Raw genomic sequence first — 14,534 nt, 5'->3', positions numbered from 1 at the left:
CAGGTAAGCCATGAAACAGTATCTGGACCTGGTCCGCGACGTCATCGACAACGGCACGCTGCAGGGCAACCGCACCGGCATCCGCACCATCAGCCTGCCGGGCGCCATGCTGCGTTTCGACTTGCAGAAGGGCTTCCCGGCCATTACCACGCGCAAACTGGCGTTCAAGTCGGCGATCGGCGAAATGGTCGGTTTCCTGCGTGGCGTGAAGAACGCCGGTGAATTCCGCGAACTGGGCTGCAAGGTCTGGGACCAGAACGCCAACGAGAACGCCCAGTGGCTGGCCAACCCGTTCCGTCAGGGCCATGACGACCTTGGCGAGATCTACGGCGTGCAATGGCGCCAATGGCCGGGCTACAAGCGCATCCCGCTGAGCAACCCGGCGGCCATCGAAATGGCCGAGAAGGCGGGCTTCCGCCGCATCGCCCAGGACGAGGAGGACGGCGTCGCGTTCGTCATCCTGTACAAGGCCATCGACCAGGTGCGCCAGTGCCTGGACACCATCGCCAACGACCCGGGCAGCCGCCGTATCCTGTTCCACGGCTGGAACTGCGCGCAGCTGGACGAAATGGCCCTGCCGCCGTGCCACCTGCTGTACCAGTTCCACCCGAATGTGGAGACCAGGGAGATTTCCCTGACCCTCTACATCCGTTCCAACGACCTGGGCCTGGGTACGCCGTTCAACCTCACCGAAGGCGCGGCGCTGCTGTCGCTGTTCGGCCGCCTGACCGGCTACACCCCGCGCTGGTTCACCTACTTCATCGGCGATGCCCATGTGTATGAGAACCACCTGGACATGCTCAACGAGCAGCTCAAGCGTGAGCCGCTGGAAGCGCCGAAGCTGGTGATCAGCGACCGTGTGCCGGCGTTTGCCGAGACGGGCAAGTACGAGCCGGAGTGGCTGGAGAAGATCGAGCCGAGCGATTTCTGGCTCGAAGGGTATGAGCATCATGCGCCGATGACGGCGCCGATGGCCGTCTGATGTTCTAGATTGCCGGGGGCGCTTTGCGCCCCTTTCGCGACACAAGGCCGCTCCTACAGGAGATCGCGTAGCCTGTAGGAGCGGCCTTGTGTCGCGATGGGCTGCAAAGCAGCCCCAGAATCTCAATGCCCGTGGCTTCGCCCCACATGCGAATGCTCGGTATCCGGCACCGATACCGCCCCGTTCGTCTCCAGTTGCTGCAAGATCGCGCATTCCGCCCCTTGCGCATTGCAGCGCCGCCGCAGCTCCACCAGCTGTTCCTGCAACGCCACCAGACCATCGATCCGTGCCTGCACATGCTCGATATGTTCGTCGATCAGCGCATTGACACTGCCGCACGAATCATCGGGGCTGTCGCGCAGGCGTAGCAGGCTGCGGATTTCATCCAGGGTCATGTCCAGGGTGCGGCAGTTGCGGATGAACGTCAGCCGCTCGACGTGGGCCTGGGTATACAGCCGGTAGTTGCCGTCGCTGCGCGCCGGCTCCGGCAGCAGCTGTTCACGCTCGTAGTAGCGGATGGTTTCCACGGCGCAGTCGGTGGCTTTGGCCAGTTCTCCGATCTTCATCACGAAATTCTCCAGCAAGTGGCTTGACCCTATAGTGGCTACAGGGTGTTCACTTGGCAACAGGCTCAAATTAAGGATGACCCCATGAACCAGCCTGTCAGCCACGAACACAAGCACGATCACCACGCCCACAGCTGCTGTGGCAGCGCTGCTGCGCCAGCCTCGGTCCAGCTGAGCGAAAAGGCCAGCAGCCACGCCCAGTTCAGCCGTTTTCGCATCGAGGCCATGGACTGCCCTACCGAGCAGACCCTGATCCAGGACAAGCTGGGCAAGCTGGCCGGTATCGAGCAGCTGGAATTCAACCTGATCAACCGTGTGCTTGGCGTGCGCCACACCCTGGGTGGCACTGCTGAAATCGAGCAGGCCATCGACAGCCTGGGCATGAAGGCCGAGCCGCTTGGCGCCGAAGACGATGGCACGGCCAGCGCGCCACAAGTGGTCAAGACCCGCTGGTGGCCGCTGGCGCTGTCCGGTCTTGCCGCGATCGCCGCCGAAATCGTGCACTTTGCCGCGCTGGCCCCGGAGTGGGTGGTGGCGGCGTTGGCGCTGGCAGCGATCCTCGGCTGTGGCCTGGGTACCTACAAGAAGGGCTGGATCGCCCTGAAAAACCGCAACCTCAACATCAACGCGCTGATGAGCATTGCCGTGACTGGCGCGGTGCTGATCGGTCAGTGGCCGGAAGCGGCCATGGTGATGGTGCTGTTCACCGTCGCCGAGCTGATCGAAGCCCGCTCGCTGGACCGCGCGCGCAACGCCATTGGCGGCCTGATGCAGCTCACCCCGGACATGGCCACCGTGCGCCAGGCCGATGGCCAGTGGCGGGAAGTGGAGGTGCGGGAGGTGGCCATCGGGGCCCTGGTGCGGGTGCGCCCCGGCGAACGAATTGGCCTGGACGGAGAAGTGACCAGCGGGCAATCCACCGTCGATCAGGCGCCGATCACCGGCGAAAGCCTGCCTGTGGAGAAGGCCGTGGGCGACAAGTTGTTCGCCGGCACCATCAACCAGGCAGGGGCGCTGGAGTTCCGCGTTACCGCTGCTGCCGGGCAATCGACCCTGGCGCGGATCATCAAGGCCGTCGAGGAAGCGCAAGGCGCGCGGGCGCCTACCCAGCGTTTCGTCGACCGCTTCTCGCGCATCTACACCCCGGTAGTGTTCGCCATTGCCCTGGCTGTTGCGGTGATACCGCCGCTGTTCATGGCCGGTGCCTGGTTCGACTGGGTCTATCGCGCCCTGGTGCTGCTGGTGGTGGCCTGCCCATGCGCCCTGGTGATCTCGACCCCGGTGACCATCGTCAGCGGCCTGGCTGCCGCCGCGCGCAAGGGCATCCTGATCAAGGGTGGCGTGTACCTGGAAGGCGGGCGCCAGCTGGACTTCCTGGCCCTGGACAAGACCGGCACCATCACCCACGGCAAGCCGGTGCAGACCGACGCCAAGGTACTGGAGCCGCTGTTCGAAGGCCGCGCGCAAGCCCTGGCCGCCAGCCTGGGCGAGCGTTCGGATCACCCGGTTTCCCGCGCCATTGCCCAGTTCGGCAAGGAGCAAGGCCTGGCCTTGAGCGAGGTCGATGACTTCGCCGCCCTGGCCGGGCGCGGCGTGCGCGGTACCATCGCGGGTGAGGTTTACCACCTGGGTAACCACCGTCTGGTCGAGGAACTGGGGCTGTGCTCGCCCGAGCTCGAGGCCCAGCTGGATGTGCTGGAGCGCCAGGGCAAGACCGTGGTGCTTCTGCTCGACCGCTCCGGCCCGTTGGCGCTGTTCGCGGTGGCCGACACGGTGAAGGAAAGCAGTCGCCAGGCCATCGCCGAGCTGCATGAGTTGGGCATCAAGACTGTCATGCTGACCGGTGACAATCCGCATACCGCCCAGGCCATCGCCACCGTGGTGGGCATCGACCGTGCCGAAGGCAACCTGCTGCCTGCCGACAAGCTCAAGAGCATCGAAACTCTGTACGCCCAGGGCCATCGGGTGGGCATGGTCGGTGACGGCATCAACGACGCCCCGGCGCTGGCTCGTGCCGAGATCGGTTTTGCCATGGCGGCGGCCGGTACCGACACCGCCATCGAGACCGCCGATGTGGCGCTGATGGACGACGACTTGCGGAAAATCCCGGCCTTCGTCAGGCTGTCGCGCCAAAGTGCGGCGATCCTCATGCAGAACATCGTTCTGGCGTTGGGCATCAAGGCGATATTCCTGGCGATCACCTTTGCCGGCATGGCCACCATGTGGATGGCGGTGTTTGCCGACATGGGCGTGAGCCTGCTGGTGGTGTTCAACGGCTTGCGCCTGTTGCGCAAATAGAGGACGTGCATGCTGAGTTCGGAGCTTAAAGCCTTCTACATGGTGGCCCGCCTGGGCAGCATCACCCTGGCGGCGAAGAAGCTCGGCCTCAGCCAGCCCACGGTGACCACGCAGATTCGCAACCTGGAGAGCCAGTACGCGGTGGAGCTGTTCTACCGCGGCGGGCGGCGCCTGGTGCTGAGCGAGGAGGGCGTGCGCCTGCTGCCGATGGTCAAGGCACTGCTGCAGCAGGAGGCCGACATCGAGTTCGAGCTGCGCAACAGCGGCCAGGCCCAGGGCAGCTTGCGCATTGCGGCCACGGCGCCTTACTACATTCTCGACCTGGTGAAGATCTACCGCGAACGCCTGCCGCAGGTGGAAGTGGCGGTGGAAATCGGCAACTCGCAGCAGGTGCTGGAGATGCTCGAGGACTACCGGGTGGATATCGCCGCTTCGTCGCAACTGCTGGAAGACGCTCGGCTGGTGCGGCGGGTGCTGGGGACTGACCCGTTGGTGGTGGCGGTGCATCGCAACCACCCGTTGGCACACCGCCAGGCGGTGTCCATTGACGTGGTGGCAGGGCATTGCCTGCTGATGCGCGAGAAGGGCTCGACCACACGCAAGCTGACCGAGCAGATGATGCAGGAGGCCGGGGTGAAGGCCGGCGCCTTGCTGGAGATTGGCAGCCGCGAGTCTATCCGTGAGGCGGTGCTGCGCAATATCGGCATCAGCGTGATTGCCCGGCACGAGGTGCCGCACAACCCTGAGTTGCGGGTGCTGGCGCTGGAGAACGCGCCGGTGATGCATGAGTACCTGTATTGCCTGAAGGAGCGGCGCCAGGCCCGGTTGCCGGCGGCCTTCCTTGGGGTGGCGCAGGAAGTGGCCGGTTCACAGTTCTAGATTTGTGTTGGCTTCTTCGCGGGTAAACCCGCTCCCACAGGTACTGCACAGCCTTCAGATGCGGCGCGATCCCTGTGGGAGCGGGTTTACCCGCGAAGAGGCCCGCGAAGGCCACTACAAAATCTGCCTATACCACTATCACCCGCTTTTGCCCTAAAGCCACAGAACCTTCGCACAGCCTTCCTAGCATGGCCCCCATCTCTTCGATGAGGCCCTGCCATGAACCACACCACCCCCGGCGCACAGATGAAAGTGCGCAACATCCACAAGCGCTTCGGCGCCTTCACGGCGCTGAACGATGTCTCGCTGGACATCGCCGCCGGCGAACTGGTGTGCCTGCTCGGGCCGTCCGGCTGCGGCAAGACCACGTTGCTGCGCTGCATCGCCGGCCTGGAGCGCCAGGACCGCGGTACGTTGTACATCGGCGAGCGCGATATCTCGGAGCTGCCACCCCAGGCCCGTGACTACGGCATCCTGTTCCAGTCCTACGCGCTGTTCCCCAACCTCACCGTCGAAGCCAACATCGCCTATGGCCTGACTGGCAGTGGCCGCGAGCAGGCTCGCCAGCGAGTGGCCGAAATGCTCGAACTGGTGGGCCTGGCCGGCAGCGAGAAGAAGTACCCCGGTCAGCTTTCCGGTGGCCAGCAGCAGCGTGTGGCCCTGGCCCGTGCGCTGGCACCGTCGCCGTCGTTGCTGCTGCTGGACGAGCCGATGTCGGCGCTGGATGCCCGGGTGCGCGAGCACCTGTGCACCGAACTGCGCCAGCTGCAGCGCCAGCTGGGTATCACCACGCTGATGGTCACTCACAACCAGGACGAGGCCATGCTGATGGCCGACCGCATTGCGGTGATGAACAACGGCCAGGTCGAGCAGTACGCCACCCCGCAGGAAATCTATGACCAGCCGGCCACGCCGTTCGTTGCCGAGTTCGTCGGCCAGGGCAACTGGTTGCCGTTCCAGCGCAGCAGTGACAGCCATGCCCAGGTCGGTGGCATGAACATGCGTCTGGCACCAGGTTCGGCCCGACCCAGCAGCGGCCGGCTGTTCTGCCGCCCGGAGGCGATCACGGTCAACCCGGCGGTGCACGAAGAAAACCTGTTCCCGGCCATGGTCCGTGAAATCACCTTCCTCGGTAACCGCTGCCGCATGAGCTTCGAGCTCAAGGCGCTGCCTGGCCATGCACTGCTGGCGGAGCTGGCCCCCGAGGCCATGCCGCGGCTGGGCTCGCAGGACATCTGGGTGGCGCTGCCGCCGCAGAGCCTGCAGGTGTTTGCCTGAGATGGCCGCGCCAATGTCCCTGCCGCTGAGCCAGGCCAAGGCCACGCCGCGTGCTGGCGTCGCCCTGGGCGACCGGTTGTTTGTCGTCGGCGGCAAGAGCCTGCTGCTGATCCTTCTGGTGCTGGCGGTGCTGATGCCGCTGCTGGCGATCTTCTGGCGCGGCTTCAGCGCAGAAGCGGGCCAGGGTGGCGGCCTGCTGGCGGCCCGCGAACTGTTCGCCAGTGAAAACTTCCACTGGCTGCTGGGCAACAGTCTGTCGGTGGCCTTCACGGTGGCAGCCATCGTGGTGCCGCAGGCCTACCTGTTCGCCTATGCCCTGCAACGCACGCTGATTCCGGGCAAAGGCTTGTGGCGGGGGATTTCGTTGCTGCCGCTGCTGGCGCCGTCAATGCTGCCGGCCATCGCCCTGGTCTACCTGTTCGGTAACCAGGGGCTGCTGCGCGGGTTGCTCAGCGACAACATCTATGGCTTCTGGGGCATTGTGCTGGGCGAGGCCATCTACACCTTCCCGCATGCCCTGATGATCCTGCTGTCGGCGCTATCGCTGGCCGATGCACGCCTGTTCGACGCAGCGTCCAGCATGGGTGCCGGCCCTTGGCGAGCGTTCACCAGCATCACCTGGCCGGCCACGCGCCAGGCAGTATTCGCAGCGTTCTGCCTGGTGTTCACCCTGACCATCACCGACTTCGGTGTACCGGTCGTGGTCGGCGGCGACTATCAGGTGCTGGCCCTGGAAGCCTACAAGGCTGTGGTCGGCCAGCAGCAGTTCGGCCGCGGCGCGCTGATCGGCATGGTGCTGCTGTTGCCGGCGCTGTTCAGCTTTACCGTCGATGCCTGGCTGCGCCGGCGCCAGGGCGAGGCCATGAGCGGCCGTGCCCAAGTGTTCGAGCCCAAGCCGTCGCGGGGCCGTGATGCCTGCTTCCTGGCGATCGTGCTGCTGGTGTGCGCGGCATTGCTGCTGGTGATCGGCATGGCGGTGTATTCGTCGCTGGTCACTTTCTGGCCCTACAACCTGTCGTTGTCGCTGCGTCACTACATGTTCGAGGACACCGCCGGTGGTGGCTGGCTGGCCTACCGCAACAGCGTGACCATGGCCATCGGCACCGCGCTGATCGGCAGCATCGTGATCTTCACCGGCGCCTACCTGATGGAGAAGACCCAGGGCCAACGCCTGCTCAACCAGGCGCTGCGCCTGCTCAGCTTCATCCCCATGGCCGTGCCGGGCCTGGTGCTGGGCCTGGGCTACGTATTCTTCTTCAACCTGAACGGCAACCCGCTGCATGTGTTCTACGGCGGCATGGGGCTGCTGGTGGTGTGCACCATCGCCCACTACCTGACCACCGCGCAGATGACTGCGACCACCGCCCTGCGCCAGCTCGACGGCGAGTTCGAGGCTGCCGCGCTGTCGCTGAAGGCGCCGCTGTACAGGCACTTCCTGCGGGTGACCGTGCCGATCTGCCTGCCGGCGCTGCTGGACATCATCCGCTACCTGTTCGTCTCGGCGATGACCACCGTGTCGGCGGCGATCTTCCTGTACAGCCCCGACACCATCCTGGCTGCCGTCGCCGTGCTGAACATGGATGACGCCGGCAACGTCGGTGGTGCCGCCGCCATGTCCACCCTGATCCTGCTGACCAGTGCAGGCGCTTCACTGCTGCTGGCCGCAGCCTCACGCGGCCTGCTGCGCCGCTCCCAAGCCTGGCGCCAACGCGCCGCGACCGTCTGACCTGTAAGGAACCTACCCATGTACAAGCACCTTGCACTTGCCGCTGCCGTTTCCGCCGTGTTCAGCCTGCAGGCTTCGGCCGCTGGTACCCAGCTGACGGTCTACACCGCCCTGGAAGCCGAACAGCTGAAGAGCTACAAGCAGGCCTTCGAGAAGGCCAACCCGGACATCGAGATCAAGTGGGTTCGTGACTCCACCGGCATCATCACCGCCAAGCTGCTGGCCGAGAAAGACCGCCCGCAAGCCGACGCAGTGTGGGGCCTGGCTGCTTCCAGCCTGGCCATCCTCGACCAGAACGGCATGCTCGAAGCCTACGCACCGAAGGACCTGGGCAAGATTGCCGCCAATTACCGCGATGCTGCCAACCCACCAGCCTGGGTCGGTATGGACGTGTGGGCCGCGACCATCTGCTTCAATACCATCGAGGCCGAGAAGCAGGGCCTGAGCAAGCCGGTGAGCTGGCAGGACCTGACCAAGCCTGAGTACAAGGGCAAGATCGTCATGCCGAACCCGGCCTCGTCCGGCACCGGCTTCCTGGATGTCAGTGCCTGGTTGCAGACCTTTGGCGAGCCACAGGGTTGGGCGTACATGGATGCACTGCACCAGAACATCGGCCAGTACGTTCATTCCGGCTCCAAGCCGTGCAAGCTTGCCGCAGCGGGTGAATTCCCGATCGGTATCTCGTTCGAGTACCCGGCCGTGCAGCTCAAGCGCCAGGGCGCGCCGCTGGACATCGTGCTGCCGAAGGAAGGCCTGGGCTGGGAGATCGAGGCGACTGCGGTGATCAAGGGTTCGCCAAAAGCGGATGCGGCCAAGCGCCTGGCTGATTTCTCGGCAAGCCCGGCGGCCATGGAGCTGTACAAGGAGAACTTCGCCGTGCTGGCTGCCCCGGGTATTGCCAAGCCGCAGACCGAACTGCCGGCGGACTATGAACAGCGCCTGATCAAGAACGACTTTGCCTGGGCCTCGAAGAACCGTGACCAGATCCTGGCCGAGTGGCGCAAGCGCTATGACGGCAAGTCGGAGAAGGTGGCTCAGCAGTAGCCTGCACCGGACTCTTCGCGGGCTCGCCCGCTCCCACAGGTACCGCGCAGTCGTTCAGCTGTGTGCGATCCTTGTGGGAGCGGGCATGCCCGCGAAGAAGCCACTGCTGCAATCCAGCCAGGAATAAACAGTGATGCCCACCCCAGCCCAGATCATCGACAGCACCTTCGCGCTGTACGAACGCCACGGCAGTGACGACTACATCGGCGAAGCTATCACCCAGCTCGAACACATGTCCCAGGCCGCGCAACTGGCCATGGCCGAAGGCTTCGACGACGAAGTGGTGCTGGCGGCGTTCTTCCATGACATCGGCCACCTGTGCGGCGGTGACGCCAGCATGGGCGGCTATGGCGTGGTCAGCCATGAGCGCATCGGCGCCGAGTATTTACGCCGCTGTGGTTTCGGCGAACGCATGGCACGGCTGGTGCAGTATCACGTGGAGGCCAAGCGCTACCTGACTTTGCGCCAGCCTGGGTATTACCAGCGGTTGAGTGAAGCGAGCAGGCGGACCTTGGAGTATCAGGGGGGCGTGATGAGCGAGGACGAGGCGGATTTGTTCGAGCGGGACCCGCTGTTCGAGGTGAGCTTGCGGATGAGGGAGTGGGATGAGCGGGCCAAGGTGGTCGGGGTGACGGTGATTGACCTGGATGGGTTGAAGCGGAAGGCTTTGGCATTACTTTGAGATGTGGGCTGCCTGTGCGGGCCTCTTCGCGGGTGAACCCGCTCCCACAGGAATAGTGCACATCTCAAGGAATTTGAGATACCTGTGGGAGCGGGTTTACCCGCGAAGAGGCCAGACCTGCTTGATCAAAACTGTGAAACCAGCGCCTCCAGCTGTTCCTGCCGCTCAGCCTGGTTCAGCTTCGCCCCAGGGTTGAGGGTGGACCACTGCGGATGCGCCCGCGCCTTGCTCAGCGCCTCCGGCAACTTGCCCTCCCGCCAGGCCTTCTCATCCAGCTCCCCCAGCCGAATGCTATCCTGCGCCGCATGCCCGCGGTTTTCCAGCGCCACCATCAACTGCTGCTGACGCAAGGCCAACAAGCGCAACACCGTGTCGTCCACCGTCAGCTCGCGCTTGCCCTTGAGCTTGCCCATCAACCGCGACCCATAGTTGCGCGCCGTCTGCAGCGCGCCGCCGGCAATCGCCCCGGCCAGGGCGGCAGCCCCCAGTGTCAGGCCGCCGACCAGCAGGTCCACCCCGGCACCCGCCGCAGCACCGGCGGCCACACCACTGCCCAGGCGCACGCCCAGCAGCTTCAAGGTTTCGGGATTGAACAGGTCATCGCCCCAACGGCCATCCAGCAACGGCAGGTCGCTGGCATGGGCGTCCTCGCGGCGGAAGGCATACAGCTTGAGCAGTGCCTCGACACAGCGCTGCTCGCGCTGGCGCACCTCTTGCCGCAATGCCTCGATGGCCTGGGCTTCGGCAGCCGGTTCGGCCTCGACGCTGCGCCGGCAGGCGGCGCAGTCCAGCAGCAGCTCGGCAATCAGGCGCTTGCCGCTGTGCCGACGCGCCAGGCGCTGTGCCTGCTGGTCGTCGATCAGCCGCTGCAGGGCCGGGCGGGCGTCTTCCAGCAGCAGGGCCAGGCTTTCGTACAACCGGCGCTCGCCATCCTCTGGCGGGGCCACGCTGTCGAACCGCACCAACGCGTGAAGCCCAAGCCTGGCAAGGGCTTCACGCCATTGCGGCTCGCGGTGCTGGTGGCTGGCGACGAAGTTGAGCACCGGTAGCAGCGGCTTGCCACAACTGGCCAGCACTTCCAGTTCGTCGCGGTATTTGGCCAGCACCGGTTCGCGGGCGTCGATCACATACAAGCCGGCATTGCTGGCAAGCAGCTGGCGCAGCACCTTGGCCTCCTGCTCGAAACGCTGGCGTGCCTCGCTGCCTTGCAGAAAGCGCTCGAGGCGGGCCGGGCCGTCCAGGCGCTCGCCCGGGCGCTCCAGGCGTTCGAGGTAGTCGAGCAGGGCGATGGCGTCTTCCAGGCCCGGGGTGTCGTACAGTTCGAGCAAGGGTTCGCCGTCCACCGACAGCCGCGCACCTTCCACATGGCGGGTGGTGCTGGGGCGGTGGGAGACTTCGCCAAAGCCGACGTCACGGGTCAGGGTGCGCAGCAGCGAGGTCTTGCCGACGTTGGTGTGGCCGACCACGGCCAGTTTCAGCGGCTCAGTCATGGCCATGCTCCAGCCAGGTCAGCGGCGAGGTATCGGCATGCGCCAGGCCAAGGCGGTCGAGGGCGTCGTGCCAGTCGCCCAGGCGTTGGGCGTCCAGGGCCTCGCCCGGTGCGGCCTGCAGTAGCCAGATGCGGGTGGCGCCGGCATTGCGTGCCAGCTCGGCGAGCAGCGCCAGGCTGCCGCGGTCGGGCGAACGGCGCGGGTCGCAAGCGATGGCCAGGCGTGCCGGCGGAAAACGGCTGAGCTGTTCGAGCAGGCGGTTGCGCGATTCGCGGCTGTCGAGCACGCCGGCACTGGTCACGCTTTTCGGCAGGGCGGGTGGCCAGGGGTGCTGGTCGTCCAGCTCCAGGCCGACCAGCAGGGCACCGCTGCTGCCGCTTTCCAGCTGGCCAGCGGCAAACTGCGGCAAGGCCTCGGGCGCGGCATCCTGGACGCCGATGCGTTCGCTGCGTGGCATCAGCGCTTCACGCAGCTGTGCGTAGCCGGGCAGGCTGAGGTCCAGCGCCAGGTGTTGGCGGCCTTGACGCCAGCGCCACAGACACAGCCCGGCCAGCAGCAGACGCGGCAGCAGGCCGTACACCAGCACCACGCCAAGCAGCCAGCTGGCCCAGGCCTGGCGCGCCAGGTCCAGGGCCGGCTGGCTGTCGCCACTGGCGCGGATCATGGTCTCGTCGGGTACCGTGAAGCCCAGTAACGAGGGCAGCGCGCCCAAGGCTTGGGTCAGGTGGATGAACGGGTCGGCGGCGAGCAGGGTGGTCTCCCAGACAAAGCCATAGCGCCGGGTTGCCAGCAAGGCCAGTAGCATGCCCAGTGCGGTGATCATCGCCAGCAGCCACAGGCCATGCACCAGCAGGCCGAGCAGCCAGCGGTTCAGGCGCTGGCGTTGCAGCAGCACCAGCAGCGCCGGTGCCAGGTGCGCGGCCTTGGCGTCACGGGCAAAGCGTTCGCTCAGCCACAGCCACAGGCGGCCCAGCCCCGCGCCATGCTCGCCGCTCAGTGCAAAGCCGATGGCCCAGCCCAGCAGCATCAGCAAGTTCAGGCCGAGCAGGCTGCCCAGGGCCCAGAACACATTCACCGGGCGCTGCCCGTCGCCCAAGGCGGCCAGTGCCAACCCTGCGCCGCTGAGCATGGCCAGCACCAGCAAGGCCAGCAGAGCCAGGCGTGCGCCCTGTTTCCAGTGGCGCAGGGCGGTGCTGATGCCGTCGCGTTCGGCCAGGAACAGGGCACGGGTTTCGATGCGGGCCGCCAGGTCACCGCCTGCCTGGCGGGCGCGGCGGTTGGCTTCCTGGTCCTCCAGGGGGCCGGCATGTTCCTCGCGCAGGCGTACCGCTTCGGTGAGCCAGCGCTTGTCCAGTGAAGTCGGTGCGGTCACAAGGTCTTCCATTGCACAGGTCAGGGCAGAAGCATAACCCACACGGAAAATTGTGAGCTTCGCTAGATAGATCTCGACAGTTAGCTAGATATCTTCACCGGGTTGTTTGGTATTCTCGCCAGCATGAAAAAACCACTTCCCCTCTGCCTGATTGCTGCCATTGGTGCGAACCGTGTAATTGGCATCGATAACCGCATGCCCTGGCATTTGCCGGGGGATTTTAAATTTTTCAAAGCTCAAACGATGGGTAAGCCCATCATCATGGGGCGTAAGACATGGGACTCTCTTGGCCGTCCTTTGCCGGGGCGCTTGAACATCGTTGTAAGCCGCCAGGCGGGCCTGAAGCTCGATGGGGCGGAAGTCCTACCCTCTCTGGCTGAAGCTATTGAACGGGCAGATAGCTGGGCAAGAGAAAATGGGGTGGATGAGCTTATGCTGATTGGCGGCGCCCAACTCTATGGGCAAGCCCTAGAGCAGGAGCTAGTGGACCGGATGTACCTGACCCAGGTTGACTATGCTCCAGAAGGAGATGCGTGGTTTCCCAAGGTCGACGATTCCAAATGGAAGATTATTTCCCAAGATCCCCAGCCTGCTGAAACTGACGCACCCAGTTACCATTTTGAAGTTTGGGATCGTCGCTGATCAATTTGGGGCCGCATAGCGGCCCCTTTGATTTTTAAGTATGACTCAGCTCGGCATGTTCATCGCCAGCCAGCACATCCTTGTCGGTCTCTTTCAGCAGTTGGCTGGTCACCACCCCTGCGGTCATCGAACCGTTCACGTTCAACGCCGTGCGGCCCATGTCGATCAGCGGCTCCACCGAAATCAGCAACGCCACCAGCTCCACCGGCAAGCCCATGGCCGGCAGCACGATCAGCGCGGCGAAAGTCGCACCGCCACCTACGCCGGCAACACCTGCCGAACTCAAGGTGACGATGGCCACGAGGGTGGCGATCCACAGCGGGTCGAAGGTATCGATGCCCACCGCCGGCGCCACCATCACCGCCAACATGGCGGGATAGAGGCCGGCGCAGCCGTTCTGGCCAATGGTGGTACCGAACGATGCGCTGAAGCTGGCAATCGACTGCGGTACGCCCAGGCGGCGGGTTTGCGCTTCGATGTTCAGCGGAATGCTGGCGGCGCTGGAGCGGCTGGTGAAGGCGAAGGTCAGCACCGGCCACACCTTGCGGAAGAAGCGCAGCGGGCTCACGCCGGTGGCGGCGAGGATAACGCCGTGCACCACGAACATCAGGGCCAGGCCCAGGTACGACACCACCACGAAGCTGCCCAGCTTGAGGATGTCTTCCATGTTCGAGCTGGCCACCACCTTGGTCATCAGCGCCAGTACGCCATACGGGGTCAGCTTCATCACCACCCGCACCAGGCGCATCACCCAGGCCTGCAGGGTGTCGATGGCCGACAGCGCGCGTTCGCCTTTCTCGGCATCGTCCTTGATCAGCTGCAACGCGGCCAGGCCGAGGAACACGGCAAAGATCACCACGCTGATGATCGAGGTCGGCTTGGCCCGTGCCAGGTCACCTACCGGGTTGCTGGGGATGAACGACAGCAGCAATTGCGGGATGTTTAGGTCGGCGACCTTGCCGGCATAGTCGCTGTGGATAACCTGCATGCGCGCGCTTTCCTGCGCGCCGGCCACCAGGCCTTCGGCGCTCAGGCCGAACAGGTTGGTCAGGACGATGCCGATCAACGCGGCGATGGCGGTGGTCAGCAGCAGGGTGCCAATGCTCAGCACACTGATGCGGCCCAGTGACGAGGCATTGTGCAGGCGAGCCACGGCACTGAGGATCGAGGCGAAGATCAGCGGCATTACGATCATCTGCAACAGGCCGACGTAGCCGTTGCCGACCAGGTCGAGCCAGCTGATGGTGGCCTTGAGTACGGGGTGGCCAGCGCCATAGACGGTATGCAGGATCAGGCCGAACACTACGCCCAGCACCAGGCCCAGCAATACTTTCCTGGCCAGGCTCCAGTCGGTGCGGCGGGTTTGTGCCAGGCCCAGCAACAGGGCCAGGAACGCCAGCAGGTTAAGGGACAGCGGCAGGTTCATTGAAGCTCCAGCAGAAAAAAGCAGAAGAGGCATCGCCTCTGTGAGCGATTGCGAACGGAAATGCTAACAGGCTGAAAACAAACGAATTTATACCCAAATGGAATGTGCATAGTCGTTTATGGAATAACGGCGTGTCGCGGATTGCAATG

General features: G+C 64.8%; 12 protein-coding genes. 8 read left to right on the top strand and 4 right to left on the bottom strand.

Going from position 1 to position 14,534, the window contains the following annotated elements:
• Positions 1 to 10: 10 nt before the first annotated feature.
• Positions 11 to 982: a thymidylate synthase gene (locus ABNP31_RS24835; RefSeq protein WP_013974664.1), complete on the top strand. Its 972-nt coding sequence runs from the start codon at positions 11 to 13 to the stop codon at positions 980 to 982.
• Positions 983 to 1,104: 122 nt separating this feature from the next.
• Here the strand turns inward: ABNP31_RS24835 and cadR are convergent, their stop codons facing one another.
• Entirely contained in the window at positions 1,105 to 1,548 is a 444-nt protein-coding gene (gene cadR, locus ABNP31_RS24830) for a cadmium resistance transcriptional regulator CadR (protein WP_016712550.1), read from the bottom strand.
• Positions 1,549 to 1,632: 84 nt separating this feature from the next.
• Between cadR and ABNP31_RS24825 the strand changes: the two genes are divergently transcribed.
• The 6 genes from ABNP31_RS24825 (at position 1,633) to ABNP31_RS24800 (ending at position 9,455) form a co-directional block, all read left to right on the top strand.
• The gene (locus ABNP31_RS24825) at positions 1,633 to 3,846 is read left to right on the top strand and encodes a heavy metal translocating P-type ATPase (RefSeq protein WP_350012856.1); all 2,214 of its coding nucleotides are present in this window, start codon (positions 1,633 to 1,635) and stop codon (positions 3,844 to 3,846) included.
• Positions 3,847 to 3,855: 9 nt separating this feature from the next.
• Entirely contained in the window at positions 3,856 to 4,725 is an 870-nt protein-coding gene (locus tag ABNP31_RS24820) for a LysR family transcriptional regulator (protein WP_238067041.1), read from the top strand.
• A 219-nt stretch (positions 4,726 to 4,944) separates the two neighbouring features.
• Positions 4,945 to 6,003 carry a putative 2-aminoethylphosphonate ABC transporter ATP-binding protein gene (locus ABNP31_RS24815; protein ID WP_025340998.1) on the top strand — a complete coding sequence of 353 codons (1,059 nt, stop codon included), beginning with the start codon at positions 4,945 to 4,947 and terminating at the stop codon, positions 6,001 to 6,003.
• A gap of 1 nt (position 6,004) precedes the next feature.
• The gene (locus ABNP31_RS24810; protein ID WP_350012855.1) at positions 6,005 to 7,729 is read left to right on the top strand and encodes a putative 2-aminoethylphosphonate ABC transporter permease subunit; all 1,725 of its coding nucleotides are present in this window, start codon (positions 6,005 to 6,007) and stop codon (positions 7,727 to 7,729) included.
• 18 nt (positions 7,730 to 7,747) lie between these two features.
• Positions 7,748 to 8,773: a putative 2-aminoethylphosphonate ABC transporter substrate-binding protein gene (locus ABNP31_RS24805; RefSeq protein ID WP_085592463.1), complete on the top strand. Its 1,026-nt coding sequence runs from the start codon at positions 7,748 to 7,750 to the stop codon at positions 8,771 to 8,773.
• 133 nt (positions 8,774 to 8,906) lie between these two features.
• Entirely contained in the window at positions 8,907 to 9,455 is a 549-nt protein-coding gene (locus ABNP31_RS24800; RefSeq protein ID WP_350012854.1) for a phosphonate degradation HD-domain oxygenase, read from the top strand.
• A gap of 125 nt (positions 9,456 to 9,580) precedes the next feature.
• Here the strand turns inward: ABNP31_RS24800 and ABNP31_RS24795 are convergent, their stop codons facing one another.
• Both ABNP31_RS24795 and ABNP31_RS24790 read right to left on the bottom strand, forming a co-directional pair.
• Entirely contained in the window at positions 9,581 to 10,945 is a 1,365-nt protein-coding gene (locus ABNP31_RS24795) for a GTPase/DUF3482 domain-containing protein (RefSeq protein ID WP_350012853.1), read from the bottom strand.
• Entirely contained in the window at positions 10,938 to 12,329 is a 1,392-nt protein-coding gene (locus ABNP31_RS24790) for a DUF2868 domain-containing protein (protein WP_350012852.1), read from the bottom strand. The genes ABNP31_RS24795 and ABNP31_RS24790 overlap by 8 nt, the downstream gene beginning before the upstream one ends.
• Positions 12,330 to 12,440: 111 nt before the next feature.
• Between ABNP31_RS24790 and ABNP31_RS24785 the strand changes: the two genes are divergently transcribed.
• Entirely contained in the window at positions 12,441 to 12,959 is a 519-nt protein-coding gene (locus tag ABNP31_RS24785) for a dihydrofolate reductase (RefSeq protein WP_085664337.1), read from the top strand.
• Between the two features lie 34 nt (positions 12,960 to 12,993).
• Here ABNP31_RS24785 and ABNP31_RS24780 read toward each other — a convergent pair whose 3' ends face one another.
• Complete coding sequence (locus tag ABNP31_RS24780) at positions 12,994 to 14,385, bottom strand: L-cystine transporter (protein ID WP_085664338.1); 1,392 nt, start codon at positions 14,383 to 14,385, stop codon at positions 12,994 to 12,996.
• Between the last annotated feature and the right edge of the window lie 149 nt (positions 14,386 to 14,534).

Origin of the sequence: Pseudomonas asiatica (genome assembly GCF_040214835.1) — a bacterium.
GTDB lineage: Bacteria > Pseudomonadota > Gammaproteobacteria > Pseudomonadales > Pseudomonadaceae > Aquipseudomonas > Aquipseudomonas putida_Z.
The sequence above is the reverse complement of the archived record's forward strand: the minus strand, read 5'-3'. Positions and strand labels throughout refer to the sequence as shown.